At 59.2% G+C, this 26,386-nt stretch carries 29 protein-coding genes; 9 read left to right on the top strand and 20 right to left on the bottom strand.

What is annotated here, in order from left to right; translation table 11 throughout:
• The first annotated feature begins 36 nt into the window (after window positions 1–36).
• The 3 genes from NLY36_RS06385 to NLY36_RS06375 all read left to right on the top strand — a co-directional run bounded on the left by NLY36_RS06385 (window position 37) and on the right by NLY36_RS06375 (window position 2,392).
• The gene (locus tag NLY36_RS06385; protein ID WP_245260254.1) at window positions 37–1,209 is read left to right on the top strand and encodes an alpha/beta fold hydrolase; all 1,173 of its coding nucleotides are present in this window, start codon (window positions 37–39) and stop codon (window positions 1,207–1,209) included.
• A gap of 19 nt (window positions 1,210–1,228) precedes the next feature.
• A complete protein-coding gene (locus NLY36_RS06380; protein ID WP_023736066.1) occupies window positions 1,229–1,759 on the top strand; it encodes a DUF1003 domain-containing protein in 531 nt (176 codons plus the stop codon).
• 240 nt (window positions 1,760–1,999) lie between these two features.
• Window positions 2,000–2,392 carry a response regulator gene (locus NLY36_RS06375; protein WP_023687818.1) on the top strand — a complete coding sequence of 131 codons (393 nt, stop codon included), beginning with the start codon at window positions 2,000–2,002 and terminating at the stop codon, window positions 2,390–2,392.
• A gap of 186 nt (window positions 2,393–2,578) precedes the next feature.
• Here the strand turns inward: NLY36_RS06375 and NLY36_RS06370 are convergent, their stop codons facing one another.
• From NLY36_RS06370 to NLY36_RS06360, 3 genes are all read right to left on the bottom strand, one after another.
• Entirely contained in the window at window positions 2,579–2,755 is a 177-nt protein-coding gene (locus NLY36_RS06370) for a hypothetical protein (protein WP_023687819.1), read from the bottom strand.
• Between the two features lie 191 nt (window positions 2,756–2,946).
• On the bottom strand, window positions 2,947–3,183 hold the full coding sequence (locus tag NLY36_RS06365; RefSeq protein WP_023668023.1) for a DUF6894 family protein: 237 nt from the start codon (window positions 3,181–3,183) through the stop codon (window positions 2,947–2,949).
• Between the two features lie 19 nt (window positions 3,184–3,202).
• Entirely contained in the window at window positions 3,203–4,138 is a 936-nt protein-coding gene (locus NLY36_RS06360; protein WP_245260109.1) for a Crp/Fnr family transcriptional regulator, read from the bottom strand.
• Window positions 4,139–4,350: 212 nt separating this feature from the next.
• Here NLY36_RS06360 and NLY36_RS06355 point away from each other — a divergent pair, with 212 nt between their 5' ends.
• Window positions 4,351–7,680, top strand: coding sequence for a DEAD/DEAH box helicase (locus NLY36_RS06355; RefSeq protein ID WP_198020843.1), 3,330 nt, complete (start codon window positions 4,351–4,353; stop codon window positions 7,678–7,680).
• A gap of 70 nt (window positions 7,681–7,750) precedes the next feature.
• On the opposite strand, the gene cyoD is transcribed toward NLY36_RS06355, so the two are convergent.
• The 5 genes from cyoD to NLY36_RS06330 all read right to left on the bottom strand — a co-directional run bounded on the left by cyoD (window position 7,751) and on the right by NLY36_RS06330 (window position 12,897).
• The gene (cyoD, locus tag NLY36_RS06350; protein WP_023668026.1) at window positions 7,751–8,161 is read right to left on the bottom strand and encodes a cytochrome o ubiquinol oxidase subunit IV; all 411 of its coding nucleotides are present in this window, start codon (window positions 8,159–8,161) and stop codon (window positions 7,751–7,753) included.
• On the bottom strand, window positions 8,158–8,844 hold the full coding sequence (locus NLY36_RS06345; protein ID WP_023736064.1) for a cytochrome (ubi)quinol oxidase subunit III: 687 nt from the start codon (window positions 8,842–8,844) through the stop codon (window positions 8,158–8,160). The genes cyoD and NLY36_RS06345 overlap by 4 nt, the downstream gene beginning before the upstream one ends.
• Window positions 8,841–10,841 (bottom strand): cytochrome o ubiquinol oxidase subunit I, encoded by a 2,001-nt coding sequence (gene cyoB, locus NLY36_RS06340; protein WP_023736063.1) that lies wholly within the window; start codon window positions 10,839–10,841, stop codon window positions 8,841–8,843. The genes NLY36_RS06345 and cyoB overlap by 4 nt, the downstream gene beginning before the upstream one ends.
• A 2-nt stretch (window positions 10,842–10,843) precedes the next feature.
• Window positions 10,844–11,713, bottom strand: coding sequence for a ubiquinol oxidase subunit II (cyoA, locus tag NLY36_RS06335; RefSeq protein WP_023733199.1), 870 nt, complete (start codon window positions 11,711–11,713; stop codon window positions 10,844–10,846).
• Window positions 11,714–12,006: 293 nt separating this feature from the next.
• Window positions 12,007–12,897 (bottom strand): MBL fold metallo-hydrolase, encoded by an 891-nt coding sequence (locus tag NLY36_RS06330; protein ID WP_023668030.1) that lies wholly within the window; start codon window positions 12,895–12,897, stop codon window positions 12,007–12,009.
• Window positions 12,898–13,197: 300 nt separating this feature from the next.
• Here NLY36_RS06330 and NLY36_RS06325 point away from each other — a divergent pair, with 300 nt between their 5' ends.
• Window positions 13,198–14,355 (top strand): hypothetical protein, encoded by a 1,158-nt coding sequence (locus tag NLY36_RS06325; protein WP_023696342.1) that lies wholly within the window; start codon window positions 13,198–13,200, stop codon window positions 14,353–14,355.
• A 69-nt stretch (window positions 14,356–14,424) separates the two neighbouring features.
• Here NLY36_RS06325 and NLY36_RS06320 read toward each other — a convergent pair whose 3' ends face one another.
• From NLY36_RS06320 to NLY36_RS06310, 3 genes are read right to left on the bottom strand one after another with little or no spacing between them, the layout of a single operon-like run.
• Entirely contained in the window at window positions 14,425–14,946 is a 522-nt protein-coding gene (locus NLY36_RS06320; RefSeq protein ID WP_023687824.1) for a ferritin-like domain-containing protein, read from the bottom strand.
• Window positions 14,947–14,993: 47 nt separating this feature from the next.
• A complete protein-coding gene (glf, locus tag NLY36_RS06315; RefSeq protein ID WP_023696341.1) occupies window positions 14,994–16,136 on the bottom strand; it encodes a UDP-galactopyranose mutase in 1,143 nt (380 codons plus the stop codon).
• A 2-nt stretch (window positions 16,137–16,138) separates the two neighbouring features.
• Window positions 16,139–17,311, bottom strand: coding sequence for a glycosyltransferase family protein (locus NLY36_RS06310; protein ID WP_023729506.1), 1,173 nt, complete (start codon window positions 17,309–17,311; stop codon window positions 16,139–16,141).
• 353 nt (window positions 17,312–17,664) lie between these two features.
• Here NLY36_RS06310 and NLY36_RS06305 point away from each other — a divergent pair, with 353 nt between their 5' ends.
• The gene (locus tag NLY36_RS06305) at window positions 17,665–18,582 is read left to right on the top strand and encodes a glycoside hydrolase family protein (protein WP_023668035.1); all 918 of its coding nucleotides are present in this window, start codon (window positions 17,665–17,667) and stop codon (window positions 18,580–18,582) included.
• Window positions 18,583–18,864: 282 nt separating this feature from the next.
• Here NLY36_RS06305 and NLY36_RS06300 read toward each other — a convergent pair whose 3' ends face one another.
• Complete coding sequence (locus NLY36_RS06300; protein ID WP_156933215.1) at window positions 18,865–19,041, bottom strand: hypothetical protein; 177 nt, start codon at window positions 19,039–19,041, stop codon at window positions 18,865–18,867.
• Window positions 19,042–19,183: 142 nt separating this feature from the next.
• Here NLY36_RS06300 and NLY36_RS06295 point away from each other — a divergent pair, with 142 nt between their 5' ends.
• Together NLY36_RS06295 and NLY36_RS06290 are read left to right on the top strand one after the other, a co-directional pair.
• The gene (locus tag NLY36_RS06295; RefSeq protein WP_023700023.1) at window positions 19,184–19,693 is read left to right on the top strand and encodes a pyridoxamine 5'-phosphate oxidase family protein; all 510 of its coding nucleotides are present in this window, start codon (window positions 19,184–19,186) and stop codon (window positions 19,691–19,693) included.
• A 40-nt stretch (window positions 19,694–19,733) separates the two neighbouring features.
• Complete coding sequence (locus NLY36_RS06290; protein WP_023668038.1) at window positions 19,734–20,333, top strand: cupin; 600 nt, start codon at window positions 19,734–19,736, stop codon at window positions 20,331–20,333.
• A 1-nt stretch (window position 20,334) separates the two neighbouring features.
• Here NLY36_RS06290 and NLY36_RS06285 read toward each other — a convergent pair whose 3' ends face one another.
• The 6 genes from NLY36_RS06285 to NLY36_RS06260 all read right to left on the bottom strand — a co-directional run bounded on the left by NLY36_RS06285 (window position 20,335) and on the right by NLY36_RS06260 (window position 23,134).
• Window positions 20,335–20,631, bottom strand: coding sequence for a SemiSWEET family sugar transporter (locus tag NLY36_RS06285; protein ID WP_023687830.1), 297 nt, complete (start codon window positions 20,629–20,631; stop codon window positions 20,335–20,337).
• A 15-nt stretch (window positions 20,632–20,646) separates the two neighbouring features.
• The gene (locus NLY36_RS06280) at window positions 20,647–21,219 is read right to left on the bottom strand and encodes a hypothetical protein (RefSeq protein WP_023736061.1); all 573 of its coding nucleotides are present in this window, start codon (window positions 21,217–21,219) and stop codon (window positions 20,647–20,649) included.
• A 115-nt stretch (window positions 21,220–21,334) separates the two neighbouring features.
• Entirely contained in the window at window positions 21,335–22,111 is a 777-nt protein-coding gene (gene xth, locus NLY36_RS06275) for an exodeoxyribonuclease III (protein ID WP_023668041.1), read from the bottom strand.
• A 68-nt stretch (window positions 22,112–22,179) separates the two neighbouring features.
• The gene (locus NLY36_RS06270; protein ID WP_245259911.1) at window positions 22,180–22,392 is read right to left on the bottom strand and encodes a hypothetical protein; all 213 of its coding nucleotides are present in this window, start codon (window positions 22,390–22,392) and stop codon (window positions 22,180–22,182) included.
• Window positions 22,389–22,610, bottom strand: a complete 222-nt coding sequence (locus NLY36_RS06265; protein WP_023736060.1) for a hypothetical protein — start codon at window positions 22,608–22,610, stop codon at window positions 22,389–22,391. Before NLY36_RS06265 ends, NLY36_RS06270 begins: the two co-directional genes overlap by 4 nt.
• Entirely contained in the window at window positions 22,607–23,134 is a 528-nt protein-coding gene (locus NLY36_RS06260; protein WP_023681150.1) for a YciE/YciF ferroxidase family protein, read from the bottom strand. Before NLY36_RS06260 ends, NLY36_RS06265 begins: the two co-directional genes overlap by 4 nt.
• Before the next feature lie 423 nt (window positions 23,135–23,557).
• Here NLY36_RS06260 and NLY36_RS06255 point away from each other — a divergent pair, with 423 nt between their 5' ends.
• Window positions 23,558–24,958: a phospholipase D family protein gene (locus NLY36_RS06255; RefSeq protein WP_023736059.1), complete on the top strand. Its 1,401-nt coding sequence runs from the start codon at window positions 23,558–23,560 to the stop codon at window positions 24,956–24,958.
• A 90-nt stretch (window positions 24,959–25,048) separates the two neighbouring features.
• On the opposite strand, the gene NLY36_RS06250 is transcribed toward NLY36_RS06255, so the two are convergent.
• The gene (locus NLY36_RS06250; protein WP_023736058.1) at window positions 25,049–25,345 is read right to left on the bottom strand and encodes a hypothetical protein; all 297 of its coding nucleotides are present in this window, start codon (window positions 25,343–25,345) and stop codon (window positions 25,049–25,051) included.
• 73 nt (window positions 25,346–25,418) lie between these two features.
• Window positions 25,419–26,384 carry a YihY/virulence factor BrkB family protein gene (locus tag NLY36_RS06245; RefSeq protein ID WP_023736057.1) on the bottom strand — a complete coding sequence of 322 codons (966 nt, stop codon included), beginning with the start codon at window positions 26,382–26,384 and terminating at the stop codon, window positions 25,419–25,421.
• Window positions 26,385–26,386: the final 2 nt, after the last annotated feature.

Genomic DNA, 26,386 nt, shown 5'->3' with positions numbered 1-26,386 from the left:
GCAGCAGCGCTGCCCAGGCTTAACGGTCCCAACTCCATGGAGAAGGCCTACTTTAGCCGCTTGAGCCGGTTGTACAGCGTTGTCTTGTCTGGCGGAACAAGCTTTCGCCCCGAGAGTTGGGTTCGGCAGATGGTTTCCAACAGGCACGGCATGGCGTTCGACAGAGATGGACCGAAACTCGCGACCGGGTTGCTCGCGGCCTCATTGGCGGCGCTGGCGGCATACAACGCCATCCGCGCCAAACGTGCGATTGCCGGCCGGGCATGCGGACGTGTGATGGAGATCGATGGTCTGCGCCTGCATTTTATCGAAGCCGGAACCGGCATGCCGCTGCTTCTCCTGCATGGCAATGGATCCATGGCGGAGGATTTCAAGTCGAGCGGCATCTTCGATGAGGCGGCAAAGACCTATCGGGTGCTTGCATTTGATCGTCCCGGTTTTGGGCGAAGCTCACGGCCGCGCGGCCGGCGTTGGTCCGCTCGCGACCAAGCCGACCTTATACATGCCGCCGCCTGCGGGCTGGGTATAGAGAAATACCTCGTGCTTGGACATTCCTGGGGAGCTTGGATCGCCCTCGAATTGGCGCGCAGGCATTCTCCATCGGTCGCCGGCATCGTGCTGGTCTCGGGTTACTACTATCCGCCACCGCGGCTGGATCTTGCACTGGCCGCACTCCCTGCACTGCCTGTGATCGGCACCGCGTTTCGTCACACCTTGCTGCCGCCGCTTGTAAGGCTTGCTTGGCATTGGGCAATGGAGAAGATCTTTAAACCCGCCGTCGTCGCCGGCGAGTTCGCCGCACTTGCCAAAGATGTCGCCAGCCGCCCTTCCCAACTGCGGGCGGTTTCTCTGGAGACAGCATCGATGCTGGCCGCGTCCCTGTTGGGAAAAGCCAACTATAGGGACATTGCCGTGCCCACCGGCATCATGGCGGGATCCGGGGATCGTTTGTTCGACGCGCAACGCGATGCACGACGCTTGCACGCGGAAGTCGGTGGGTCTCTCCTCGAGGTGGTTCCGGGCGCCGGCCATATGGTTCATCAGAGCGCCCCGCAAGCAGTGGTCGGCATGGTGCACACTATTGCAGGGCGGCACGCCTTGTTCCAAGCGGGCCGTCGGCAGCGACCCAAGTCGCGTGCCGACGAGTTCAAGGTAGATCCGGCCTCGCGGGAGCCACCGGCGATAAGCGACGCCGCTTGCACGGAATGATCTCCAACGGGGCTTTCAAATGAGCGACCAACGTCCAGCCGACATGCAGTCGGTGCTCCACCAGAACATACAGGCGCTGGTCGAGCACAGGCGGCAGCAAGAAGAGCACCAAGGCGTTCAAGCGTGGGTCGCCGGCGCTGTTTCGCGCTTCGCGGGAAGCATGACTTTCGTCTATCTGCACCTTGCAATTCTTGTCGTCTGGGTCCTCGCAAACCTTGGCGAGATACCAGCCGTCCCAGCCTGGGACCCGACTTTCGTGATCCTGGCCATGGTCGCCTCGGTTGAGGCAATCTTCCTGTCTACCTTTGTGCTGATCAATCAGAACAGAATGGCCGCCCACAGCGAGCGCCGAGCCGAACTGGATTTGCAGATCAGCCTTCTAAACGAACATGAAACCACGCGGCTGATCGAGATGGTGGCTGCCTTGACGGCGCGTCTGAATATCTCGACCCCGGCCGACAAAGAGCTGCCGGAACTCGCCAAGAATGTCGATCCCCAAAAGGTGATGACGCAGATCCAGCAAGCTTCTGGAGATCAGGAGAACGCTTGATCAAAGCGACCTCGTCGGCAACGGTTCAGCGTCGGCTACAGCCTGTAATCAGCCTCGTTGTCCAAGGCTGTGGACGCAGCTAAGCCGGCGTCGGCGTTCTCCACGGCGGCTTCCCGACGTCACAAGTCCGCCGCGCAACCGAGGCAGCGTAGAGCTTCGATAACCAACAGGCTGCTGCGCGTCAGATGGAACCAAGTTGACGCCGAAATCGTATTAGCGGGCGGCTTGGGGAGATTCCGGATGAGCGAAGGTGCTGTTCTGATCGTCGAAGATGAGACAATGATCCTGCTCGACCTCGAGTCAGCTTTGGAGGAGGCCGGCTTCCAGGTGGTCGGCACTCGGAGTGCCGCCGAGGCGCTGGCGGCTTTCGACCCCGATCCGACCAAGTTCAAGGCCGTGCTCACGGACATCCGTCTGGGAGCAGGACAGTCGGGGTGGGAGGTCGCTCGGCACTTGCGAAGGTCCAACTCGACCATCCCGGTTGTCTATATCAGTGGCGACAGCGCGGTACACTGGGGAGCGGAAGGCGTGCCCAACAGCATAATGATCACCAAGCCCTTTTTTCTGCCGCAGATCATAACTGCCGTTTCTCAACTTTTAAACGCGCAGCAAGGTGCAGAAACTCACCTTTAGGAATCGGACCGCGGCTCCGCGAACACCACCGAACATTCTTCTTCGGCCAATCGGCGCCGTCCGGCGTAAAGCGTTCGCGTCTGCTTGGGTCAAATGTCGGCGGCCTCAACCAGATGTCGACCTCAGCTCCTTTCCCCTCGCCACCGGCTCGCATCCACTCGGGAGCCCTCCCGAAAGCAGGGGCGCTCATTGGTTGAGCTTTCGGTCGAGTTCGTCAAGCAATGACCGATGCTCGCTGGGCATGTCCGCGTCTGTCGGCAGATCCAGCAACTGGCGAAGCTGGCGACGATTGGCGTCCGATGAAATCCACTCCCGTATGAGGCGGGCTATGACCTTTTGTTGTGCCTTGCCGATTTCTTCCATGTTAGATTCCGGGCTTGTCCGTTGGACGAACTCGGCGGCTCTTTGATGGTTCCCTGTCCTGTACACAAATCGAGGCACAATCTATGGGTTAATGCATGTCGCTCAAAAGTGGCCTGGTTTTGAGACACGACATGCCAGTGGATGTTTGCAGTCCCAGTCCGCTCGCCTAACGCTGCGCGTAGAGTGCAAATTTATACGTTCGATTTTACCCGAAGCGAGAGGCTCAGCCGCAAAATCTTGGCGCCGTTTTCATCACGCACTTCGATAAACAATTGCTGCCCGTCGACGCTCTTCAGTGACTCTCTCGTGAGGTCGACAAGGCCCTCGAATCCCGCGCGGCGGACCTCTTCGAGGCCAGCGCATTCGACACCTATTTCGTCCTCGAAGATGAGATCGCCATCGCCGCTGTCGAAGAAAAATCGTGCCATCGGAGAGCTTCCGTCACTGCTAATCTGCGGGGTTCCTTTGGTGCAGGTAGGTCGTGTCGAAATCTCCTGCGTGAGTGAGGCCAGCCCAGTCCAGTGCGTGAACTTTTGATCCCGAGGTGGCAATGAGGCCTCTGCGTCGTAGTTCCTGGAGCATCCGGTTGACGTGGACCGTGGACAAACCCAGCGCATCGCCAAGGGCCGCCTGTGTAATGGGGATATCCGCCACGTGATCCTCAATGCGCCCCATGGAGCGCAAGCGAAAAATCAGTTCGCACAGGATGTGAGCCATGCGGGTGTATGCCTCGCGTCTTCCCACATTGATGACCCACTCCCTATAAATCGCGGCATCTATCAACGTCGACCGCCAAAAAGCGGTGGCGATGCGAGGGTGCTGGTCGCAAACGGCACGCAGGGTGTCATGCCGCATGAAACCTATTCGCGCCGGCGTAAGGGTCGAGAAGTTACAATCCATGACCGACAGATGCAGCCCATGCAGATCAGGAATGTCGCCGGCGACGAAGAATGATGTGATTTGTCGCTTTCCTTCGCCCGTATGTTTGGTGGAACCGACCAAGCCATCAAGAACGACAAACGAGTAAACAGGACGGTCGCCCTCACGCACCAGATCGTGGTTGGCCAAATATTCCTTCTCCTGGATCGGAATGCCTTTCAGAACGCCGATGTCGGCCTCTCGAAGATCCGAGATGGTCTGAAGCTTGCGAATGAGTACATCCGAGGATGAGGTGGGGAACAAATTGACTACCTGGCTGATGTTGGTGATCGAACTATTATCCGCGCCAAAAGTTCCGACTGGCATGGGGACATATGCGCGGCGGCAGAAGGCGCCGCCGTGCGGCATGGTCCCATGCCTGGAGCGTTTTGCCAGCGTCGAGCGTGGTTGAAGATCCCGGAATGATCGAAGCACCAGTTTTTTAGGACAGCCATAGGTGAGCAAGGCAGCAATGCATTAACCTATGACATAGGCTCGGTTAGAAATTTTCCCGCTGGGCAGCCAGCCCCAGGAGTTCGCCGATCACGGCGCAGCTTTGACCCTGTCGCTCCGCCCATTCAAGGGCTGCACCCGCAGCCCGTCCTGGACCTCTTTGATGCGCCGCCAGGAACGGGGTGGCTCCGCTGACGTTGTCTCAGTGGCAAGGTGAGATTTCAGTGAACAGGCATATTTCGCGGACGGATGTCGAACAAATCGATCACACGGATGACAGCGGGTCTGCGATAGAGCACGGCGGACCGCCATCCTCAGCAATCGCGGTAGCGCTGGCCCGTGGCCTGGAGACCAGTCGGGACAAGCACATCATCCATATAGCTCCCTCGGAACGCAGTGCCGAGGAGATCGCCGGCGCCTTGCGTCAGTTCCTGCCTGACGCGGATATAATCTTGCTGCCGTCCTGGGATTGCCTGCCTTACGACAGGGTGTGGCCCACACGCGCCAATATGGGGCGAAGGCTTCGTGCGTTGCGTGAGATCGCAACGAAGCCGGATCGCCCGCGCATCGCTGTAATGTCGCTCGAAGCCATTCTGCAGCGGGTGCCGCCTGCTCCGGTCATCGCTGGCGGTTTCACAATTCTGGAGGTGGGACAAAAGCTCGACCGTGACGATTTTAGAACCTGGTCCGAAGCCATTGGCTATGTCGTCGACGAGAGGGTCGACGAACCGGGTGAGATAGCCTTTCGGGGCGATCTCATCGATATTTTCCCTGCTGGCGCGGATGGCCCCGTTCGCGTCATCGTTGATCCCGATGCCTGCATCCGGCAGCTCAAGACCTACGACCCGCTCAGTCAGCTCAGCGATCAGGTTCGAGACTCGATTACGGTCGGACCGGCATCCGAGCTGATCTTTAAAGCTGGTGAGCATCCTGAGTTGACAGCGATGCGCACGACGTCGATGGAGGAGCGCCTGGTCGCATCGTATGGCGCTATGCCATCCGTCTTCGATGCGGCATCCAGCGCTTCGATCTCCTTCCTTGAAGGGACCGACGGGCAGCCGCTCGGCAGAATTCTGGATCTGGTCGAGGATGCACGTCGTGCCAGGCAGGAGGCAGCCGGAACGAAAAAACCTTTGCCGGGACGATTTTACCTATCCCGTGAAGAGTGGGACGCTGCTCTGCTTAACCGCTGCTGCGTGAGACTAGCCGTTTCTGCCGTGGGAGTTCCCAAATTCTTCCGCCAAGCCCGACCCGGGCATGATTTCGCGGAATTCATCAGAGGGCAGACGAGTGCCGGAGTCAGAGTAGTGTTCACCGGCGATGCCTCTGAACTGCAGCGAGCAGATCGCCTGCTCGATAGGAGACTAGGCCGGCGGGCAGAGGAAGCGGCCGACTTGCCGCAAATCCTTTCGGCCGCGAGGGGCTCTGTTCTCAAGGCTGAATTCGTCCTCGACGAAGGGTTTGTCGACGCGCAATCCAATATCGCCGTGGTGGCCGCATCCGACCTGTTTGGGCCCGCGTTAAAGGCGAGCGGGAGCGCGACCACGGGCATGCTCGAACCCGAGTTGCGCATTGGCGATGTCGTCGTCCATGAAGACCATGGCCTGGGCGTGCTCGCCGCGGTCGAACAGGTCGAGTTGGCTGGCCAGCAACAGGATGTCGTCAGACTGGAATATCATGGCGGGGCTTCCTTGCTGGTTCCGGTCGACGACTTTGGACGAATATGGCGCTACGGCTCGGAACCGGAGGCAGTGTCGCTTGATCGCCTCAAAGGCGAGGGCTGGCCGAAGCGACGCGAAGCTGCGTTGCGCGAGATCGACAGGCTGGCCAAACGCCTCTTGAGTCTTGCCAAAATCAGGTCCAGCCAGCCTGCCGAGATCATAAAGCCCTCCCGCACGGACTTGGCCCGTTTTGCGGCGAGATTTCCCTATACGGAGACGCCCGACCAAGCGGCCGCCATCCGCGCTGTGCTCGATGATCTTTCGTCGGGAAGAACAATGAACCGGCTCGTCTGCGGCGATGTCGGCTTCGGCAAGACAGAGGTCGCCCTGCGTGCTTGCGCCGCCGCGGCTTTCTGCGGGAAACAGGTTGCTATCATAGCGCCGACAACGGTGTTGGCACGACAGCACTATGAGACGTTCAGCCGCCGCTTCGCAGGAACCGGCCTGCAGGTCGCCCACCTTTCTAGGATGGTCGGGGCAGCGGAGGCGAGAGCGGCAAAAGAGGGTCTGCGGAGCGGCCAGGTTGCGGTCGTTGTGGGTACTCAGGCCCTGGCGTCCAGGAGCGTCACCTTCGCCAATCTTGGACTGCTGGTGATCGACGAGGAGCACCGGTTCGGGGTCAAGTTGAAGCGGGCCCTGCGGACCATGACGCCTCGCCTCCATACGCTGAGCATGAGCGCCACACCGATACCCCGGACGCTGCAATCGGCGTTGTCGGGCATCCAGGACGTCAGCGTTCTAAACTCTCCGCCCGCCAAACGACGTCCCGTTCGCACGATCTTGGCAGCGTTCGATCCAGCATCGGTGCGCGCGGCCCTCCTGCGTGAATTTCACCGGGGTGGACAGAGCTTCTTCGTGGTCCCGCGGATCGAGGATATTGCCCCGGCCTGTGACCAGCTGAACAGACTGGTGCCGGAACTCGGGGTCAAGACGGCGCATGGTGAAATGAAGGGGAGACAGCTGGACGAAGTCATGGTCGGATTCGCCGACGGTGATGGCGACATTTTGTTGAGCACCGACATCATCGAGAGCGGCCTCGATGTGCCGCGGGCCAACACCATCATCGTTTGGCGCCCCGACCGGTTCGGTCTGGCGCAGTTGCACCAGTTGCGGGGCCGGGTCGGAAGGGGGGCGGTGCAGGCCGTTGCGTTTCTTCTGACCCAGCCTGGCGTTGAACTGGCCGACGGCACCAGGGCCCGGCTTTCGACGATGCTTGCGCTCGATCGGCTCGGCTCCGGCCTGGCAATCAGTCAAAGAGACCTCGACCTGCGTGGCGCCGGAGATCTTTTCGGCGAAGACCAGGCCGGGCATATGAAGCTGATCGGAGTGGGCTTGTACGAGCACTTGCTGGAGCGGGCGGTCTCGGCGGCTGGCGGAGGGGCCAACTTCAGCAAGCAACTTGCCGAGATCAATGGCTCGGGAAAGGGGGCTTTTCCCGAGAGCTATGTCGACGAGCCTACGGTGCGCGTTGGCCTCTATGCGCGGCTCTCCCGCATCCGTTCGGAGCCGGACCTCGATACATTCAGCGAAGAGCTCGAGGACCGCTTTGGAGACATGCCTGGCGAAGTAGCCCTTTTGCTGGAATTTACCAGGTTGCGAATAGCAGCGTCGGAATTGGGCGTCGGCAAAGTCGATGTCGGTCCCGAGGCCATCGCGATCACCCCTCGGAACAAGCCGTCGGCGTCCCAATGGCGGAACAGCAAGGCGTTGGGCCTGGACTACCGGAACGGCCGCCTGATTTTCAGGCCTATCCAGCCCAGCGTCTCAGGCATCGATGCGGTTCGCTTAGCGCTTGATGCCCTACGCGCAGCCCAGCCAAAGCACGAGATCTGACGAGCCTTTTGTCTCCTGGGGCCATCCGTGCGAATGGCGCTGCGGGCGGCCGTGCGTTCGCGGGGAGCGTTCAAGGCATGGTTCCGGCTTGATGGGGTGTCATGGCAGCCATGTTTTCATTCAGATGGGCCATGATCCAGATAGAGCCCAGAACCACCAGCGCGACGATCAGCACGCCGAAGGCCAGCGCCAGGATGTTGTTGGTGTTGTCCGGCCCGGTGGTCAGGTGCAGAAAGAAGACAAGATGCACGCCCATCTGCGCAACGGCGAGCACCACCAGGGCCGAGATGACCGCGGGCTGGTAAATCAGGTCGGTTCGCGCCGCCAGGAATGACGCGATCGTGAGCAGGATAGCCAGGCCGAAGCCGAGCACATAGCCCGAGAGGCCCCCAGCCGTTTCGTGCTCGCTTATGTGTTCCTCGCCCGGCGCTGAATCGCGGCGGTCCTGCAACTCGCCGGTCTTGCTCTCGAACTCGGTCATGACGATGCTCCCAGCAGATAGACCAGGGTGAAGATGGCAACCCAGATGATGTCGAGGGCGTGCCAGAAGAGCCCGAAGCAGTGGAGCCGCCGCAAGATGTCGGGCCGAAAGCCCTTGACCCACAGCTGCGCCATCATCGTTCCCAGCCAGAGCAGGCCGAGACCGACGTGGGCACCGTGGCAGCCAACGAGCGCAAAGAAGGCAGAAAGAAATGCGCTGCGCGAGGGGCCTGCCTGCTCGCCGATCATTGCCGCGAACTCCTGTAGTTCCAGGAACAGGAACGCTGCCCCGAGCAACCCCGTGACGAGAAGCCAGAACTGCGTGGCAGCCATTGATCTGCGACGGGTGGCGAGTGTTGCCACGCCGCCGATGAAGCTCGAAGTGAGCAGAAGGCCCGTCTGGACCGCAACCCGTGTCGGTTCGAACAGATCCTTGCCTGTCGGTCCGCCGGCGGTTGCCTTGGCGAGCACGGCGTAGGTGGCGAAAAATGCCGAGAACATGATGATGTCGGACAGGAGAAAGATCCAGAAGCCGTAGGTCACCGTGACGAACTTTGAGGCCGGGCCGCCTTCTCCGTGGCCCGTCGCAGAGCGCACCGCATGCCGACCGGTGTGATTAAGCCGATACGGGTCCCGTGCCTGGGTGCCGGCGCTGATGTCGCCGGAGAATGCGTGATCGCTCATGCCGGGCGCTCCCACCCGCGCAGCCAGGCAAACTGGGCTGCCTTGTGGTCATGATCGATGCGGGCGACCTCGTCGACAGGGATCTCGTAGTCTCCATGATCGCGCCAGGCGAATACGACGAAGGTTGCGTAGGCGCCGATGAAGCCGACGATCGCCAGCCACCATATATGCCAGATCAGCGCGAAGCCGATCAGTGTGCTGAAGAAGGCGGTGACGAAGCCAGTCGGGCTGTTGCGAGGCATCTCGATCGGCTCATATGCCTTTTCCTCGTCCGAGCTCTGTTCGATCCCTCGTTGCTTGATGCTCCAGTAGGGCTCTTCGTCTTCCACGTGAGGCAGCCGTGCATAATTGAAGACAGGAGGAGGAGAAGATGTCGACCACTCCAGCGAACGCCCGTCCCACGGGTCGCCGGTTTCGTCGCGAAACTTGTCGCGATGCCGGACCGAAACGAAAAGCTGTGTGATCTGCAGCGCCGCGCCAGCGATCATCACCACCACGCCGAAAGCGGCCACCACCAGCCACGGTGCCCAAAGGTCCATATCGATATGTTGCAGGCGCCGCGTCATGCCGAGCAGACCGACAATATAGAGCGGTACGAAGACCAGCATGTAGCCGGCCAAGGTGACCCAAAATGCCGCCTTTCCCCAGCCTTCGTGCAAACGGAAGCCGAACGCCTTGGGGAACCAGTAGGTGAAGCCGGCGAATGCTCCAAACAACACGCCGGAGATGATGACGTTATGGAAATGCGCGACGAGGAAAAGGGAATTGTGTAGCACGAAGTCGGCCGGCGGGACGGCAAGCAGGACGCCAGTCATGCCGCCGACGGTGAAGGTGGTCACGAAAGCCAGTGCCCAAAGCATCGGCGTGTCGAAACGAACGCGCCCGCCATACATGGTGAAGAGCCAGTTGTAGATTTTCACACCGGTTCCCACGGCAATGACCGACGTGGCGATGCCGAAGGCGGCATTAACGTCCGCTCCGGCACCCATGGTGAAGAAGTGATGCAACCAGACCATGAACGAGACGATGCAGATGAACATCGTGGCCGCGACCATCGAACGGTATCCGAACAGCGGTTTCGATGAAAAAGTCGAGAAAATCTCGGAGAAGATTCCGAAGGCGGGAAGCACCAGGATGTATACTTCGGGATGGCCCCACGCCCAGATCAGGTTGACGAACATCATCTGATTTCCACCGGCTTCGTTGGTGAAGAAGTGGAAGCCGAGATACCGGTCCAGCGTCAGCATTGCGAGCGTGGCGGTAAGGATCGGGAAGGCTGCGACAATGAGCAGGTTGGACGCGAGCGAGGTCCAGCAGAACATCGGCATTCGCAGATAGCCCATTCCCGGCGCCCGCATCTTGAGGATAGTCGTCACCAGGTTGACACCGGTGAGCAGCGTGCCGACGCCGGAGATCTGGATCGCCCACAGATAATAATCGACACCGACGCCCGGCGAGTAGGTGGTTTCCGACAAAGGGGCATAGGGCAGCCAGCCGGTGCGCGCGAACTCGCCGACCACAAGCGAGATGTTGACCAGCAGGGCTCCGGAAGCCGTCAGCCAGAAGCTGACGGAATTGAGCGTCGGGAAAGCGACATCGCGTACGCCAAGCTGCAGCGGCACGACGAAATTCATCAGGCCGATCATGAACGGCATCGCGGCGAAGAAGATCATGATCGTGCCGTGCGCGGAAAAGATCTGGTCGTAATGCTCCGGCGGGAGGTAGCCCGGCCCGTGAATCGCCAGCACCTGTTGTGTGCGCATCATGATAGCATCGATAAAACCACGAAGAAGCATGAGCATCGCCAGCACAATGTACATCACGCCGATGCGCTTGTGGTCGACCGAGCTTATCCACTCGCTCCACAGATATGGCCAGTAGCCCTTCACCGTTATCCAGCCAAGCACGGCGGCTGCTGCCAGAAAGACGCCAAGGGCTGCGCCGAGGGGGATGGGTTGATCGAAAGGAACGGCCGACCAGTCGAGCTTGCCCAGCATCGTCATTCTGCCCCTTGTGGATGATGGGTCATCGTTGCCGCCGCCGCGGGGAATGCCCTTGGGCTCACCTGTGGCTCGCCGCTGGCTGCGCTCTCAGCAGGCCCCGGACCCGGTGGGAGCGTCTGCTGAACGACCGCTTCGAACAGCCCAGGCTGGACATGACCGAAGGAAGCCGGCGCCACATTTGTACTTTGCCGGGCGAGTTCGCGATAGGCATTGGCATTCAGCACGCCGCCCCCGCCACGCAGCGATGACGCCCAGCGGGTGAAGGCATCGGCTGAAACCGCGCTCACACTGAAATTCATATCCGAGAAGCCGTCGCCGCTGAAGTGCGCCGACTGGCCGAAAAAGCTGCCCTCGCGGTCGGCCTGCAGATGCAATTCGGTCTGCATGCCGTTCATGACGTAGACCATGCTGCCAAGCTGGGGCACGAAGAACGTGTTCATCACGCTGGCCGAGGTCAACTTGAAACGCACTGGAACACCGGCGGGGATAACCAGTTGATTGACAGCACCCACGCCCTGCTCGGGATAGAGGAACAGCCATTTCCAGTCGAGCGCCACCACCTGAATGTCGAGCGGCGGCTGGCTAGAAGGGATCGGTTTGCGTGGATCGAGCTGATACGATCCGTAGTAGATCAGCCCGCCAATGAACAGGATGGTGAGCGTCGGGATCGACCAGACGATCAACTCCACGCGTCCCGAATAGGTGAACTCCGGGTTATAGCGGGCGTTGCTGTTCGAGGCGCGGAACTTCCAGGCGAATGCCAGAAGCGCAACAAGCGTGGGAACAACGATCACCAGCATCACCGCCAGCGAGTTCAAAAGAATCGTGCGATTGCCGACGCCAATTGGTCCTTGGGGATCGAGCACTCCCCCCGCGCAACCGGGCAAGAATGCGCCTCCGAGGATCCAGAGCAGTTGGCGTGTCAACTTAGGGCTGGATGGCAACAACACCGGTTCTGCAATCTCTCTTTGCGGGAACGCGCGTTAGAAGCATGCGTTCATCGGGTTTCCATCTGAGCCTCCCCATGGCGCGGAACCTCGCGGCACTTCGCAGGGTGTCGCCCCCTGAGCGAGTGCCCCAACTGTCGCCGGCCGGGTTTGTTCCGCTGGACCGAGTTACTCTGTCCGATGGTCCCGCGTTGGCCAATCCGACCATAATTTCAGAACGATGGCGGCTCGATTGGCCTAGCTATCGGCGACGCTGGCTCGCGCACGAATTTCAATTTCGGCGGGACGGCGAATACCCTGAACCGCTCAGCCAGGTTGTCGAGAGCCTGACGCATGCCCACTCCCGCAGCAGCCGCGCCGTGCCCACTGATGACCATCTGGGGGCCCAAGGCAGCCAGATGCTTCACGGACCTTTCCGCTGCATCCCAGTCTGGCGTGAAATAGCGCGGCGGACCGTGCATCTCGAGATCCTGAATGGCGACTTCATAGACCGACTCCTGACCGGTGGTGATGAAAGCGTCTCCTACGATGAGCGAGCGGTCTTGCTCGCGCCAGAGCGAGATATGCCCAGGGGCATGTCCGGGTGTGTGCAGCCATTGCCATCCGGGCATTCCGGGGATCGATCCATCGGCGGGCAAGGGTTGCAAACGGCTGCCAAGATCGATTGGCCCGCGTGGAAAAAGCGGTGAAAGCAGCGCCATCAGTCCACCCCCAACCCAGGGATCCGGTGGCGGATAGGATGTGGTGCCGTCCAAATAGGGGTGCTCGAGTGGATGAGCGAAGACAGGCACGTCCCAGCCATTTGCGAGTTCTAGAACCGTTCCCACATGGTCGAAATGGCCATGGGTCAGGATGATTGCAGCCGGCCGTGCGTTGACGCCGAACCGCTTTTCCGCGACCGCTAGAATGCTGCTGCGAGACGTCGGCAACCCGGTATCGATCAACACCCAGTTCCGATCTCCGCTGCCCGGTGCGCCGAAGAACACGACATTCACGATTGCTAGCCGCAAGTAACCCAGGTCCGGTGCGATGCTCCAAGCGCCGTCGCCACGATCCTCGCGCCTGGCGTGGTCGATCTCGGAAAGTCGAATCTGAACGGTCATGTGATCCCATGCCTCTGTTGTTGCCGAGCAGCCGCTCGAGTGGATGATGGCGGCGGTACATCGCCCCGAACTTGGGACGGGCCTCCTTGTTCCTCATTTGCCACGCGGCTCCCGGACAGTTCACCACCGGAACAAAGGCTCTACCAATGGGTTCGGCACTACCCGGCCACGCAAGGACGAGCTGGACTGAGCAACGAACATGGGGCGCGCCCGACTGAATTCGGCATTTCGCCAACGCGGTTCCCGGTCCGGACAAGGCGGCCGAGTTCGAAGCCGATTGCCCAAAGGAGACTTCGAAAAATGAGCGAAGTGGGACGCCAGACGGAGGCCTCGGTTCCGGAAGCTTCGCGCTTCGCCAGTTTTTTCATGGCAGGCTTTGAATGCTCCTCGCACCGGCGCAAGGACGGCGTTCGCCTCGATCTTATTCGTGCGACCTCGCATAATTTGCATGCCCTGGGCGACTACCGCGGCTGCGCCGAACTCGGCCTTCGCACCATCCGCGACGGCCTGCGTTGGCATTTGATCGAAACCGCTCCCGGAACCTATGACTGGTCAAGTTGGGCGCCAATGGTCGAGGCAGCCCGATCGGCAGGTGTTCAGGTAATCTGGGACATCTTTCACTACGGATCTCCGGACCATGTCGATCAGGGCTCGCCGCATTTCATCGACGCCTATGCCTCGTTCGCGGCAGAAGCCGTCAAGGTACACCGTTCGATCACCGGAACATCGCCTCTGTTGTGTCCCATCAACGAAATCTCCTTTTTCGCATGGGCTGTTGAGGTCGGCTATTTCCCGCGCGTGGGGCCGAACAAACGTGGATGGTTCAAGCGGCACCTCGTGAAGGCCGCCATCGCGGGTGTTCGTGCAATGCGGGAGATCGATCCCGCCTGCAGATTTGTCTGGGCCGAGCCGCTTATCCATATCGCCCCTCGTGACCGGACCCGCAGCGAACGGCGCCGGGCCGAAAACGCCCGACAGGGGCAGTTCGAAGCTTACGACATGTTGCTGGGCCGCGTCGAACCTGAGTTGGGCGGGAGCGAAGATGTTGTCGATGTCGTGGGCTTGAATTTTTACCCGCACAATCAATGGTACGTAAACGGGCCGACGATTCCGATGGGACACCACGAGTACCGCGCCCTGTCGGAAATGTTGCTAGAAGTTGCTCATCGATACGGCAAGCCGATGTTCATTGCGGAGACCGGCTCCGAGGGATCCGGCGGGCCGGCTTGGCTCCATTATGTCTGCGACGAGGTGCGTTCCGCAATCAGTCTCGGAGCGCCGATCGAGGGTATTTGCCTGTACCCGATAACGGCCTACCCGGGCTGGGACAATTCGCGACATGCCGAGGTCGGTTTGTTTTCCGTCATCCAGGCTGATGGCAGGCGACACCTGCGCAAACCCACAGCAGATGAACTGGCCCGTCAGCAAGCTCTTCTCGTGGCGGACACGACGCCTTGAAGAGGCCTAAAACGAGGGAGGGGCGGGCGAGCGTCTGTTTCGAAACGCCGCCCGCGCCGGTGCGGTGCATCAGCTTTTTGCAGTCGCCCCAGCCTCGCGCAGCCTGGCATATCGCATGGTAACGTCGCTCAGATTTTCCTTGAGCCAGTTGGCCATGGCTTCCTCTTCGTTCAGGTTCTGCTTGAGGGCCCTTTCAGCATCCTGGAAGCCCCCGGCGTCGGCCAGTACCAGCAGCGAATTGTAGGCAGCGATCTCGTAGTTCTCGAATGCGAAATTCGCCAGGCTGTTCTTGATGATCTCGTCGCCGGCCATCGAATGTCCAATGGCGGCCACGCTGCCAACCATCGACAAGGCAGTGTCCTTGAGGGTGGAGTGCTCCTCACCAAGGCCCTCCAGGACGGACTCGAGTCTCGTGATCTGGCCTTCGGTTTCCTGAATGTGCCGGCGCAAGCGATCGGCCACCTCCGGATAGTTCTCTATACGCTCGACCTGAGGCTTCATGATCGACAGCGCTTGATTTTCCATGGCGTGCGCGTTGCGCAAGCCGACGATAAATATCTCACGGCTTTCCGAGTTGAAGTTTGTATCCATCGAGTTTCTCCTTCTGATACCCGCCCGATCTTCCGTCTTGGAAGAAACTATCTTCTCGGCTCGGCCAACAACGGCTCGTCCGTGCGTGCCCAGGCCGGGAGGCTTTTTTGGATGCGCGCGAAAGTGGCCAGAGCCTGTCCGACTACCTGGTCCATGTTGTAATAGCGGTAAGTTGCAAGCCGACCGACAAACCACACGTCTGGGCAGCTTGCCGCGAGCGCTTCATAGCGCTTATAGAGCACTTCGTTTTCGGGCCGGGGCACGGGATAGTACGGGTCCCCGATGTCCGTGGGGTATTCGTAGGTCAGGCTGGTCCGCGAACTCTGCTGGCCGGTCAGATGTTTGTACTCGGTAATGCGCGTGTAATCTTCCGTCTGGGGATAATTGACCACGGCAACCGGCTGAAATTGCTCGCAATCCAGTGTAACGTGCTCGAAACGAAGCGAACGGTACGGAAGGTGCCCGAGCTGCCAGCCGAAATATTCATCGATCGGGCCGGTATAAACCATGCGCCTGAACGGTATCTTCTCACGAATTTCACGGAAGTCGGTCTGCAGCATGATCTTGATGTTCGGATGATCGAGCATGCGTTCGAACATCCGCGTGTAGCCGCCGGCCGGCATTTTCTGGAAGCTGTCGCTGAAATAGCGGTCGTCACGGTTGGTCCTGGTCGGCACTCGTGCCGTGACGGATTTGCTCAGCTGACTGGGATCGACGCCCCATTGCTTTCTTGTGTAGCCGCGGAAGAATTTTTCATAGAGCTCGCGCCCCACGGTGCTGACGACGACGTCCTCAGCCGTTCGGACATCCTCCACCGTTTCGCGTCGCGACGCGAAGAAATCCTCCAGCTGTGCCGAGGTCAGGTCTAGCCCGTAAAGCCGGTTGATGGTGTCGAGATTGATCGGGATGGGAACCAGTTGCCCGTCCACGGCCGCCAACACCCTGTGCTCGTACGGCCGCCATTGCGTGAACTGCGAAAGGTGGTCCACGATCGTTTGGCTGTTGGTGTGGAAGATGTGCGGGCCGTAGCGATGGATGAGGATGCCGGCTTCATTGTAGCAGTCGTAGGCGTTGCCTCCCACATGGCTGCGGCGGTCGATCAGCAAAACGCTTTCTTGACGCTGCGACGCTATCCTTTCGGCAAGCACACTGCCGGCGAAACCCGCGCCGACGATTAGCCAATCGAACATGGCTATGCACTCCTGCGAAGGGGCACGACCTTCTTGCGTTGGTAGGCGCGCTCAATGTGAGCTGCCATGGCATTCCATGTCCGTTCCCAGGACATGTCCGCAAGGTAGGCATCGACTTGCTGCAGGAGCATCTGACGCGGTCGCGAAAGAACGGAGCGCAGCTTGATTTCCAGATCGTCACAGTCGGCGATTTCCACCAGCCCGGCAGCACCGTAACTGCGAACCACGTCGACGATTGCCGTCGAGATCACCGGCAGACCCGCCGCGAGAAATTCCGGCGTCTTGGTCGGGCTGATGAAACGCGTCGCCTCGTTGAGGGCAAACGGCATCCATCCGGCGTCCCAATGGCGCAAATAGTCGGGCAGATCGCAGTAGGCTTTCGGCCCAAGCCAATGAAGGTTTTCGGCTTGCGGCAGGCTTGCAGGGTCGATCTTGACAACCGGACCGAGCATGACGAAATGCACGTCCGGCATTGTCTTTGCCGCTAGCGCCACGAGATCGACGTCCAGCCGCTCGTCGATGACGCCGAAATATCCAACCCTCGGGGAAGGAATGCCCGCCTGGTCGGCTGGGTCCCTTCCTGGCTGTCTTGCGGTGTGAAAGTGCCTCACATCGATGCTGCTCGGAAATGGAAAGATGGCGGGATGGAGGTGACGCTTGGTCTCGAACAAGCTTAGACCACCGGTGAAAACCAGATCCGCGCGGCGCAGAAGCGCCTTTTCCATCTGGCCCAGCTCGGGGGGCGCATTCCTGAACGCAGAGAGTTCGTCCATGCAGTCATAGACGCATATGTCCGGGTCGAGGAATTCCGTAAAGCGGAGAGCCATTGGGGTGTAGTACCAGGCGATCAGCCGGCTATGCGGCATAGAAGCGATGGTCTGCTGCACAAATCTCCGCTGGACGGCATCTGCTTTCGCGGCCGACGTGCCAAGCGGCAGCACTGGTGTGACAATCAGAATGTTTTCCGATGCCACGCTCGTCCGCATCAGCGGCTGCGGCAATTCTTCGAAAACGGGTTCTTCAAAATAGACCACTCGCTGCTGAGCGGATGCGAGAGTGAGGAGATGCTGCGGACGCTGGTGAACAAAATTCCATCGTAAGTGGGAGAAGCAAACCAGTATATTTTCGCGACGAACATATTGACTGCCGGTTACCCCGCCAAAGGCCGCTTCCATTGACATACTCCCTCTGTGACACTATTTATGTTACGATTAACATTTGTTAATCGCGAATGGAGAGAACTACTTAGTTCCAGCTCCTAACTTTCGATCAGGTGAGTTGTTCCAACTGAAATGAAGAAGGCCCGGTCGCCCGCTTGGTCCACGCACGAAGCGGGATCTGGTTGCGGAGGCGAGGGCGGCTGTCGGAACCCGGCCGCCACTGAAAGCGTGGTTGAACGACGAATGCTGGTGGACAGCGGCATTGCCGTATTTGCGTTCAACTCGTTGGCTATAGAATGTGCCTAACATCAATGATTCGCCTGTATCTCTGCGCGTCTCCGACTGCCGAGGCGAATTCCGGGGCTGACATGAACATCAACTTTGAAACCAACGTTTTTCCACTGTTTCATCCGCAAAGCGTGGATGATCTCAAGGACCCGTGTCCTGTCTTCGATGGCCGTGTCTGGCACGTCTTCGGGTCAAGCGGCACGGTCACCACCGAGACGTGGAGAATCTTGCATGCCACGGCGCCCGATCTTTATGGGCCGTGGGCCGAGCATGATCCGATCGAACTTCCAATCAACGGCACTGGTGTTGCGGCTCCCGGTGTGACCCACGAGTGCGGCGTCTTCCACATGTTCATTCAGACGGAATTCATGAAGTCGGGTGGCCGTTGCGAGCATGCGGTTTCCAACGACGGGTTCCATTGGGTAGTCCTCAGTCCGGCCATTCTGGCCATCCCGGACACGGAAGAGGACGGCATTTACGATCCGCATCCAGCAGTCATTGGCGGTGGGCGCTACCTGGTTTATTCGGCTATGCCAAAATTCACCAGGGTGCCTCAGCCCGACATCTATCTGGCACGTAGCCAGTCCGACTCGTGGTTCGGTCCATGGAAGCGGATCGGCAAAATCCTCGACCACAACGATGTTCCCCACCATAACACCAGAGATGATCCCGACTACGAATGGGGCATTGAGGGCGCGCAACTGATCGAGCTGCCGGACGGCCGGGTGCTTCTCAACGCCACCTGCTTTCTTCCGAATGGCCTTCGGGGAAACCGGCAACGGGTGTTTTTTGCCATCGCCGACGAGGTCAGCGGGCCTTACGTTTCGATCGGCCCGGTGTTGGAGCCAGGTCAACCGGGCGAGAACGGCCACTCGACGGTGATGATCGATGGCAGTCAGCTTTCACTGTTCTACCAGAGCCGGGTTGCCACAACCGATCACCGATGGCGCTATGGTTTAGCCAGATGCGACGTCGCTCTCTTTTCAAAGGTCGCTTGATTTCCAGGCTGCCATTAGCGCCTTGAGGCCGATGCGCGTCATGCAACTCCGGAGGGTTGAAGGTGATCCGCGTCGGTGACGGTAGCAAAGTGTCATCGCGACGCAGTAGGAGACACGACATGGCCGATGCGGATCGACGATTGCCGCGATCGCACTTGGCGGGCGGCAAGTCGGGAAGGCCGGCCTTAACTCTGTCGCTTTTAGCGAAATGACTTGAGCCGTTCGTCAATTTTCTCAGTGGCATTGATGACACCGCCAGATGCCCTGCCAATGAGCTCATAGCTATTTCTTCGGTCCCTTGACAGGGAATGTCGCGTCGCCGTCTTTTTTGCCGGAGATCACCCGCGGATCGGCGCTGGCGACGCCATCGTTTCCGCCGCCCTTGTGGTCCTTTTCCGACTGACCCTTTGCGTCTTGCTCGGGTGTCCGTTTTGATGTTCGAAGCGTCTTGTCCGCCATCATGGCCTCGCGGTCTGCCATCCAAACTCCCGGCAATTTCGAAAGTTCCACCGCTTTAGCAAGGCCGAAGGACCCAGTGAGTTGGAACGTCGTGGCGGGACGTGAGTTGTAAGCGAGGATATTCACCCGCAGGAGGACGCTTATGGCTAACCGCCGAGAGCAGCAGACGGACCTCACGCCCGCCGAGGCGACAGACCGCATCTGGGAACTCGCCGAGGACATCGACGTCTGCATGTTTGTGACCTGGGACGGCGAGTACAATCGAGCCCGTCCGCTGTCTGCGCGTGTGGTCCGTGAAGAAAACGCCATATACTTCCTCGTCAATGACGACAGCGCCAAGAGCGAGCAACTGTCGACCTATCCAAAGGTCACATTGGCCTGGAGTGACAACAGCCACTACAAATACGTCACGATGTCAGGCCCGGCCACAGTGACAAATGATAGGGAAAAGATCACCGAACTCTGGGAGAAAACTGACGCAGCCTGGTGGGATAATGCCGATGATCCCGAGATTCGTCTGATAACGGTCAAACCCGACGAAGGCGAATTGTGGGACAGCCCGGGGCTAATCATGGCTACCGCAACGATGGTGTTTGCGGCCGTTACCGGCGCCAAGCCGAATGTGGGCGACAACGCAAAGGTCGAGCTCTGAGCGAGCGGCTAAACTAACCTCTGCTTTAGAGGCAGCGTCGATGAGCATTTTGGAAACCAGCAAGAAAGTGATCGAGAACGTCACCGGTTTCGCAAGACCGCGCAAGCAAGCTGTCGCCGGATTTGTGAGGCAGCGAAAGTCGAATGAGTTCTGGTTCAAGGATGATGGACTTGTACCCAATCATCCAGCATGGCCGCTCGTCGTTTATCGCGGCGCCGTCGAATTGCCCGAAGGACTTGATCCAGCAGCCGTCATGGAGGTGCTTTTCGATGCAAACGGATGGGGCGATAGCTGGCGAAACGGCATCTATGATTACGTTCATTATCATTCGCAAATACACGAGGTTCTGGGAATTGCGCGCGGAAATGCTGAAGTCCGGTTTGGCGGCAAGAAAGGACGAACGCTGTCGCTGAAGGCTGGCGACGTAGCGGTCCTCCCGGCAGGCACCGGGCACCAATGCCTCTCGGCATCCGATGATTTTTTGGTTGTCGGCGCGTATCCTCCGTTTGGGACTTATGACGAATGTAGGAGCAAGGATCAGCATAGCGATGCGCTCGCAACCATCCCCAAGGTGGGGCGTCCGCGCAAGGATCCTGCATATGGCAGCCAAGGTCCGCTGCTGAAAAGTTGGAAGCGCTAATTTAGTCGTCGGGGTCGAAAGCCTTGGCAACTGCGTCTTTCTCAGCCTGCGGCAGGACTGTCATTGTGAGAATGAAGGCTGACAGCAGGAGACAGACGCCATTCGTGATTATGATCGGCCACTCTGCCTTCATGATGCCGAAGGCCAGCCACAAGGCGAAGCCCAACACAGTGATGGCATACATCGGTGCGGAGATGCCGCTTGTCTCTCGTGTCCTGATGATTTTCCAGGCTTGCGGGGTGAAACTGCTCATCGAGCAGACGGTCGCGAGATAGCCGATGAGCGTGACTGTCTGCATGGAAGCGGCCCTGACCTACGTCGCAGATACGCGCTTGAGATCAGATACGCGGACCACGCCGTGCTGGCTGACAAAGGTCAGGGTGGAGTCCGTGCTCTGGCTCTGCGAAACACCGGATATGCGATGGTCGCCTGTGTCATAAATCTCCATCTTTCCATGATCGTCGATGACCAGGCGGCTTTGCTCAGGAAACGCTGCGTAGCGCATATTGTTTTGAGAACCAGCGGCAGACGGGCTCCCAAGCTCCTCAGGCCACCATGAGCCGGCGTGGGCCATAGCTGCAGAACGATAGCTCACATTCGTGTCGGCGCGTTTTGGCTTGGCGGGATGATCGCGCAGGTAGGCCGAGAGCTCCGCTGCGATAGCGTTGAGCTTCGCCTTGAGGCTGTCATTGAACATGCCGCCGACCATCGTCATGCCGGAGGACCATTGTGACATTCCTCCGAAGTCGACGTGGCTGAACTGGGCCATGGTTCCACCACCACGCCGCAACGCCTCAAGGACAGCCATGACAGCGCCGTCAGTGACGCCATGCTGGCGTGCAAGGCGCGCAATCAGTTCAGCTTCCTTTTGAGTGTTTGTCATCATTGCGTCCTTTGAATCGCTTGGCGCCGGCAGTCCTCATTGTTGACGATAGACATGCGCGGCCAAATGTAATCACGAAGGAGCGCCGCTAGGTCTTCAGGCTCCTTGCCGAGGAAGCTCAATCAAGTTCTATCCAGGCTGGCGCATGATCGCTCGGCTTGTCCCATGCACGCGTTTCGGCATCTACTCCGGCATTCTTCAGGCGATCCAATAGGGATGAACTCAGCAAGAGATGGTCCATCCGGAGCCCGGAACTCCGATCGTACCCGCCGCGGTAGGAGAAGTTCCAATAGGTGTAAATTCCTTTTTCTGGATGAATGCGACGAACCGCATCGAACCAGCCCTGAGCAAGCATTTCGGCGTACGCGCTCCGGCTCTCGGGGAAGTAAACGGCATCGCCAACCCAGCGCCCCGGCACCGCCGCGTCGATCGGGCCTGGAACGACGTTATAGTCGCCGCACAGGATGGTCGGTGAGCTATCGCCGAGCAGCACCTGGCCATAGGTGATCAAACGTCGGAACCAGCGAAGTTTGTAGTCGAACTTCGGCCCCGGCGCTGGATTGCCATTGGGCAAATACAGGCAGCCGACAACAAGCCCATTCACATCTGCCTCGATGTAGCGGCTGTGCGAATCGTCGGGATCGCCCGGCAGACCTCGACGACGTTCCAGCGGCTCAATCCCGCGAGCGAGGATTGCCACGCCATTGTAGGACTTCTGTCCGTGCCAGATTGCGCCATAGCCGGCGTTTCTAATCGCATCGACGGGAAATTTTTCGTCAGAGGTCTTCAGTTCTTGAAGGCAGACGATGTCATAGCCGGTTTCGCCAAGCCACTTGAGAAGCACTGGCAGTCGGCCGTTGACGCCATTGACGTTGAAGGTTGCGATGCGGGTCATCTCGACGATTTAACGTCTTCGCGCCGCTTCGATGCGACATAGGGTCGGTAGCCAAATCTTGCCTTTTGTCATCGTCCATCTGCATTTTTGCTCGAAGCATTGGTGCTTTGACCGGAAGCCGCGGATGTCTTTGCATCTTTGGAATGGGCAGCAATCGCCGGACCCGCGCCGGTAGCTTTCCGCATATCGCCGCTCCCCTTGCCGTCAGTCGATTTCTTGCTCAACAGTCCTGAGAAATATTTTCCAAAGAAGCCCATCCGACTCTCCATCTTGGCGCTCATTCGGCGACTTTGCGGGCCCTGAACTCATGTCTGCGCTCTTCTCGCAGCTGCCGAGGATCGCTGCGCGAACCGCCAAGCGCGCGGCGCCTGACCAGCGCGGCCGAACACTCAAGCAGGAAACTTTCCAGTCCTTTGTAGATATGCGTGATCATGTCCTTCATCTCCGGGACCGCCTCGGCACATTGGTCGCCGAGGCGGTTGGGTAGGCGATCAATCAAGCCGCTTTCCGTTCTGCCGCTCGTTCGTTGACGCCGGCTTCACCGAGGGCAGTCAACGCCTCGTCGGTGGCCTTCTCCTCCTCAAGTGTCGCATTGAGGAGCGCAACCACGTCATCCTTGCCGAGGGTCGTAGCCCAGGCGATCAGGGTTCCATACCTGGCAATCTCGTAGTGCTCCACGGCTTGCGCGGCACCGACGAGCCCTGCGTCGAGCGAAGTCGAACCCTTGTACTCCTGAAGGATTTCAGATCCTTCCTCCAGGATGCCGTCGATCGCCGGGCAGGTTTTGCCGCGCGCGGCCGCGCCGAGAATCTCGAAGACCTCCTCCAGACGTTCGACCTGCCCCTCGGTTTCAGCGAGGTGCTTCTCGAATGCTGCCGAAACTTGCTCTTCGGATGCGCCTTTGGCCATCTTCGGCAAGGCTTTCAGAATTTTCTTCTCGGCATAGTAGATGTCTTTGAGGCCATCGAGGAAAAGGTCCTCCAGGTCCTTGTTGTTGCCATTGGCTTTCTTGGCAGTGGGCATTGTGCCGTCTCCTCTGTTGAAAATTGCCCGTCGCGAGCATTTTCTTAACTCGGAAACCCGAACCCGGTTCCGGCATAATGGAGATATCTAAATTTAAGGGGCCCTGCGCTTCAGTGAGAACAACGACCACGTCATTCTCGTCGAAGAGCCGCGGCGGGGCGCACGCCATCGGGCTCTCGCCAACAGTTCACGGTGTGAGGGGCTGGCACTACAGGAGAAGCAAGTTCCGCGGCGGCAGCAGAGCAGTCGGGGCAACGCCTCTCAAGCCTCCTTACCGCTCTGCAGCCGCTTGATTGCTGGGCCCCGCTTGCATCCAGGAATTGGGTGATTGGACGGCTGCGTATGCAACCAGAATACCTCAGAATGGTTCTAGCTATGATTTGAGCGGGATGGCGCGAGCGCCGTCCAAAGGTGGCAATTTTCATGGACGTATCACTTTCGCGATCCGCAGACGGCAACATCAAGGCCGGCAAGAGCGGCTTGCTGCTTGTCTCGGACAATTATGACGCTTTCGCTGTGCGCGTGCTGGCCGCAAGGAGCGCTGAGCGCAGCCTCGACCTGATGTACTACCTTTGGCATGATGATCACACCGGCCGCTTGCTGCTTCGCGAGGTTTTTCGAGCTGCTGAGCGCGGTGTTCGGGTGCGCATGCTCCTTGACGACGTCAATCCGCGTAAAAGTGATGCGGCATATCTGGCGCTGAACAACCATCCAAACGTCGAATTGAAGTTGTTCAATCCGAGCGGTATCAGGCGCGGTCGGATCATGCGTGGTGTGGAAGTGCTGTTGCGGCTCTTTGCATTGACGCGACGGATGCACAACAAGGCTTGGATCGTTGACGACAAATTTGCCATTGTCGGCGGTCGGAATGTTGGCGATGCCTATTTCGATGCGGCAGAAACCAATTTCCGGGACCTCGATCTGCTGCTCCTGGGGCCTGCGGTACGGCAAACCGCGGCGATATTCGATGCCTTCTGGGCTTGCAATGAAGCCAAGCCAATCAAAACCTTGGGATCAGTGGCTGAGCATGAGCATGCCAAATGGCTTGAAGGAAGCGATACCGGCCCCGATCCCAAACTCCTGAACGGCATCGGCAACCGGGGCTCGATCACGGAGTTTATTGCGGCCAGCAACGACGTTCATTGGGTGGATGGCGTGCGGGTCATTTCCGATCCGCCGGAGAAGGTTCGTGGTTGGAGACGTCGCAGCTGGCTTATGAAAGAGCTGCGTCCGATCATCCAATCCACGCGCGGGTGTCTGGAAATTGTGTCGCCCTATTTCATCCCCGGCAAAAGGGGCACAGCGATCTTGCTGGACCTTGTCGGCGCCGGTGTTGACGTTTCGGTTCTGACCAATTCCCTGGCCGCCACGGACGTCGCAGCAGTCCATGGCGCTTACGCAAACTATCGGAAGCGGCTGCTGAGGAATGGCGTCAATATTTTCGAGCTTCAGCCGTTCAACCGGCGCTCCGCAATCTCGGTGTTTGGCTCGAAGGGCGCCAGTCTGCATACGAAAGCTTTCACCGTCGACGACAAGATCGGCTTCGTCGGTTCCTTCAATTTCGATCCACGGTCAGTGTCCTTGAACTCGGAAATGGGCGTGCTGTTTGAGGATCCGAAATTGGTCGCCGAGCTGCGGCATCGATTCCAATCGGAAATATCTCCGGAAACAAGCTATCGGCTCGAACTGAAGCACAATGTTCTGCATTGGCATGGATGCGGCGAAGGCAAGATTCAGGACTATACGCATGAACCAGAAGCCGGATTTTTTCGCCGTATCCTGGCGGTCTTCGTCCGTCACCTCCCGATCGAATCTCAGCTCTAGCATCCGACGATGGCCGAGGACCTCGCGATCTCAGCAAATTGCCCTGCCGGGGATCGCGTGAGCGAAACGTGAAACCCTATCTACCACGGGTCAGCCAGACCGCATCACACCCGGTTCTTCGACAACCGCGTCGCCAGTCCCATGCTGTCCGGCGTCCGGATCACTCGGCAACACGTCGGAAAAATTGACTGTGGCGACCAGATATCCGGCTTCATCGTAGACCTTGATAGTCGATCCCGATTGCTTGGTTCCTGACCCAGGTTCCGCCGCCACCGCTACGCGCGCCATCTCTATTGCTCTCGGACTGGCCATCTCCGCACTCGCTAGCTCTTCCTCGAGAGCGGTAGTCTGGCCGGATACTGTCGTCTCAAAGCGAAATTTTGGCATGGGCAACCTCCTGTTCCTATGCAATTCCGGTGTCCGGGTTGCGTTCCAAAGAAACAGAATTGGTGGGAAGCAGCTAAGATCGCCGCGATGGCCAGACCCGTGTCGCCACGAAGGTCAGCAAACCCGTGATCACAATCCAGGCCTGCACCTCGCGTTGGATCGACGGGCTCTCTGCCTCCACTATCGGTTGAAGGTCGGACCGACTGCCGAGACGGACGGAATAGGCCCGCGTGAACTCGGCGCCGAGCAGGAAGATCTCAGACGAATAGTAAACCCAAAGCAGCACGACCAGCAGTGCACCCGCCGCGCCATAGGAGGATGCAATCGCGCTGGTTCCGATATACCAGCCAATCAGCGACTTGCCGATGGTGAAGAGCAAAGCGGTCACTGCCGCGCCAATTGCGACATCGCGCCAAGCGAGCGACCGGTCCGGCAGGATCTTGAAGATCGCGGCAAACAGAGCGGAAATCAGCACGAATGATACAATGCCGTTTATCGACGCGAGAATGATCGTGCCGAACGGCAGATGGGCGTTGATGACAGCGCCAAGCGCGGAAATGGCGGCACTCGCCGCCAACGACACAAGCAGTAGAAATCCCAACGCTGCAACCAGACCCAGGCTGGCCGCCCGCGCCCGCACCAATCGCGACACAGACATGGGTGGTGGGTCAATCTTCCAGATTGTGTTGAGCGAAAGCTGCATTTCGCCAAACACCCCGGAGGCTGTCACGAAGAGGGTGACGATGCCCACCAAGGTGGCAAGAGTGCCGGCGGTTCTGTGAGAAGCGCTTTCGATGGTGCTGCGCAGAAGGTCGCCGGTTTGCGATCCCATCACGCCTGCGATTTCGGCCGACAGAGCGAGTTGAGCTGCTTCATGCCCAAAGACAAGTCCAGCAATCGCAACAACGATCAACAAGATCGGGGCCAGGGACGTAACGGCATAGAACGCCATCGCCGCACCGTGGCTGAGGGCATTGTCGTTGATGAATCCGAGGATGCTCTCCTTGCCAAGAACCCAGGCTTCGCGTGCCACCCGCATGG

It is taken from the genome of Mesorhizobium sp. C399B (genome assembly GCF_030323185.1).
Lineage (GTDB): Bacteria > Pseudomonadota > Alphaproteobacteria > Rhizobiales > Rhizobiaceae > Mesorhizobium.
Note: the sequence above shows the minus strand (reverse complement) of the source record. Positions and strands in the feature narration are given on the sequence as shown.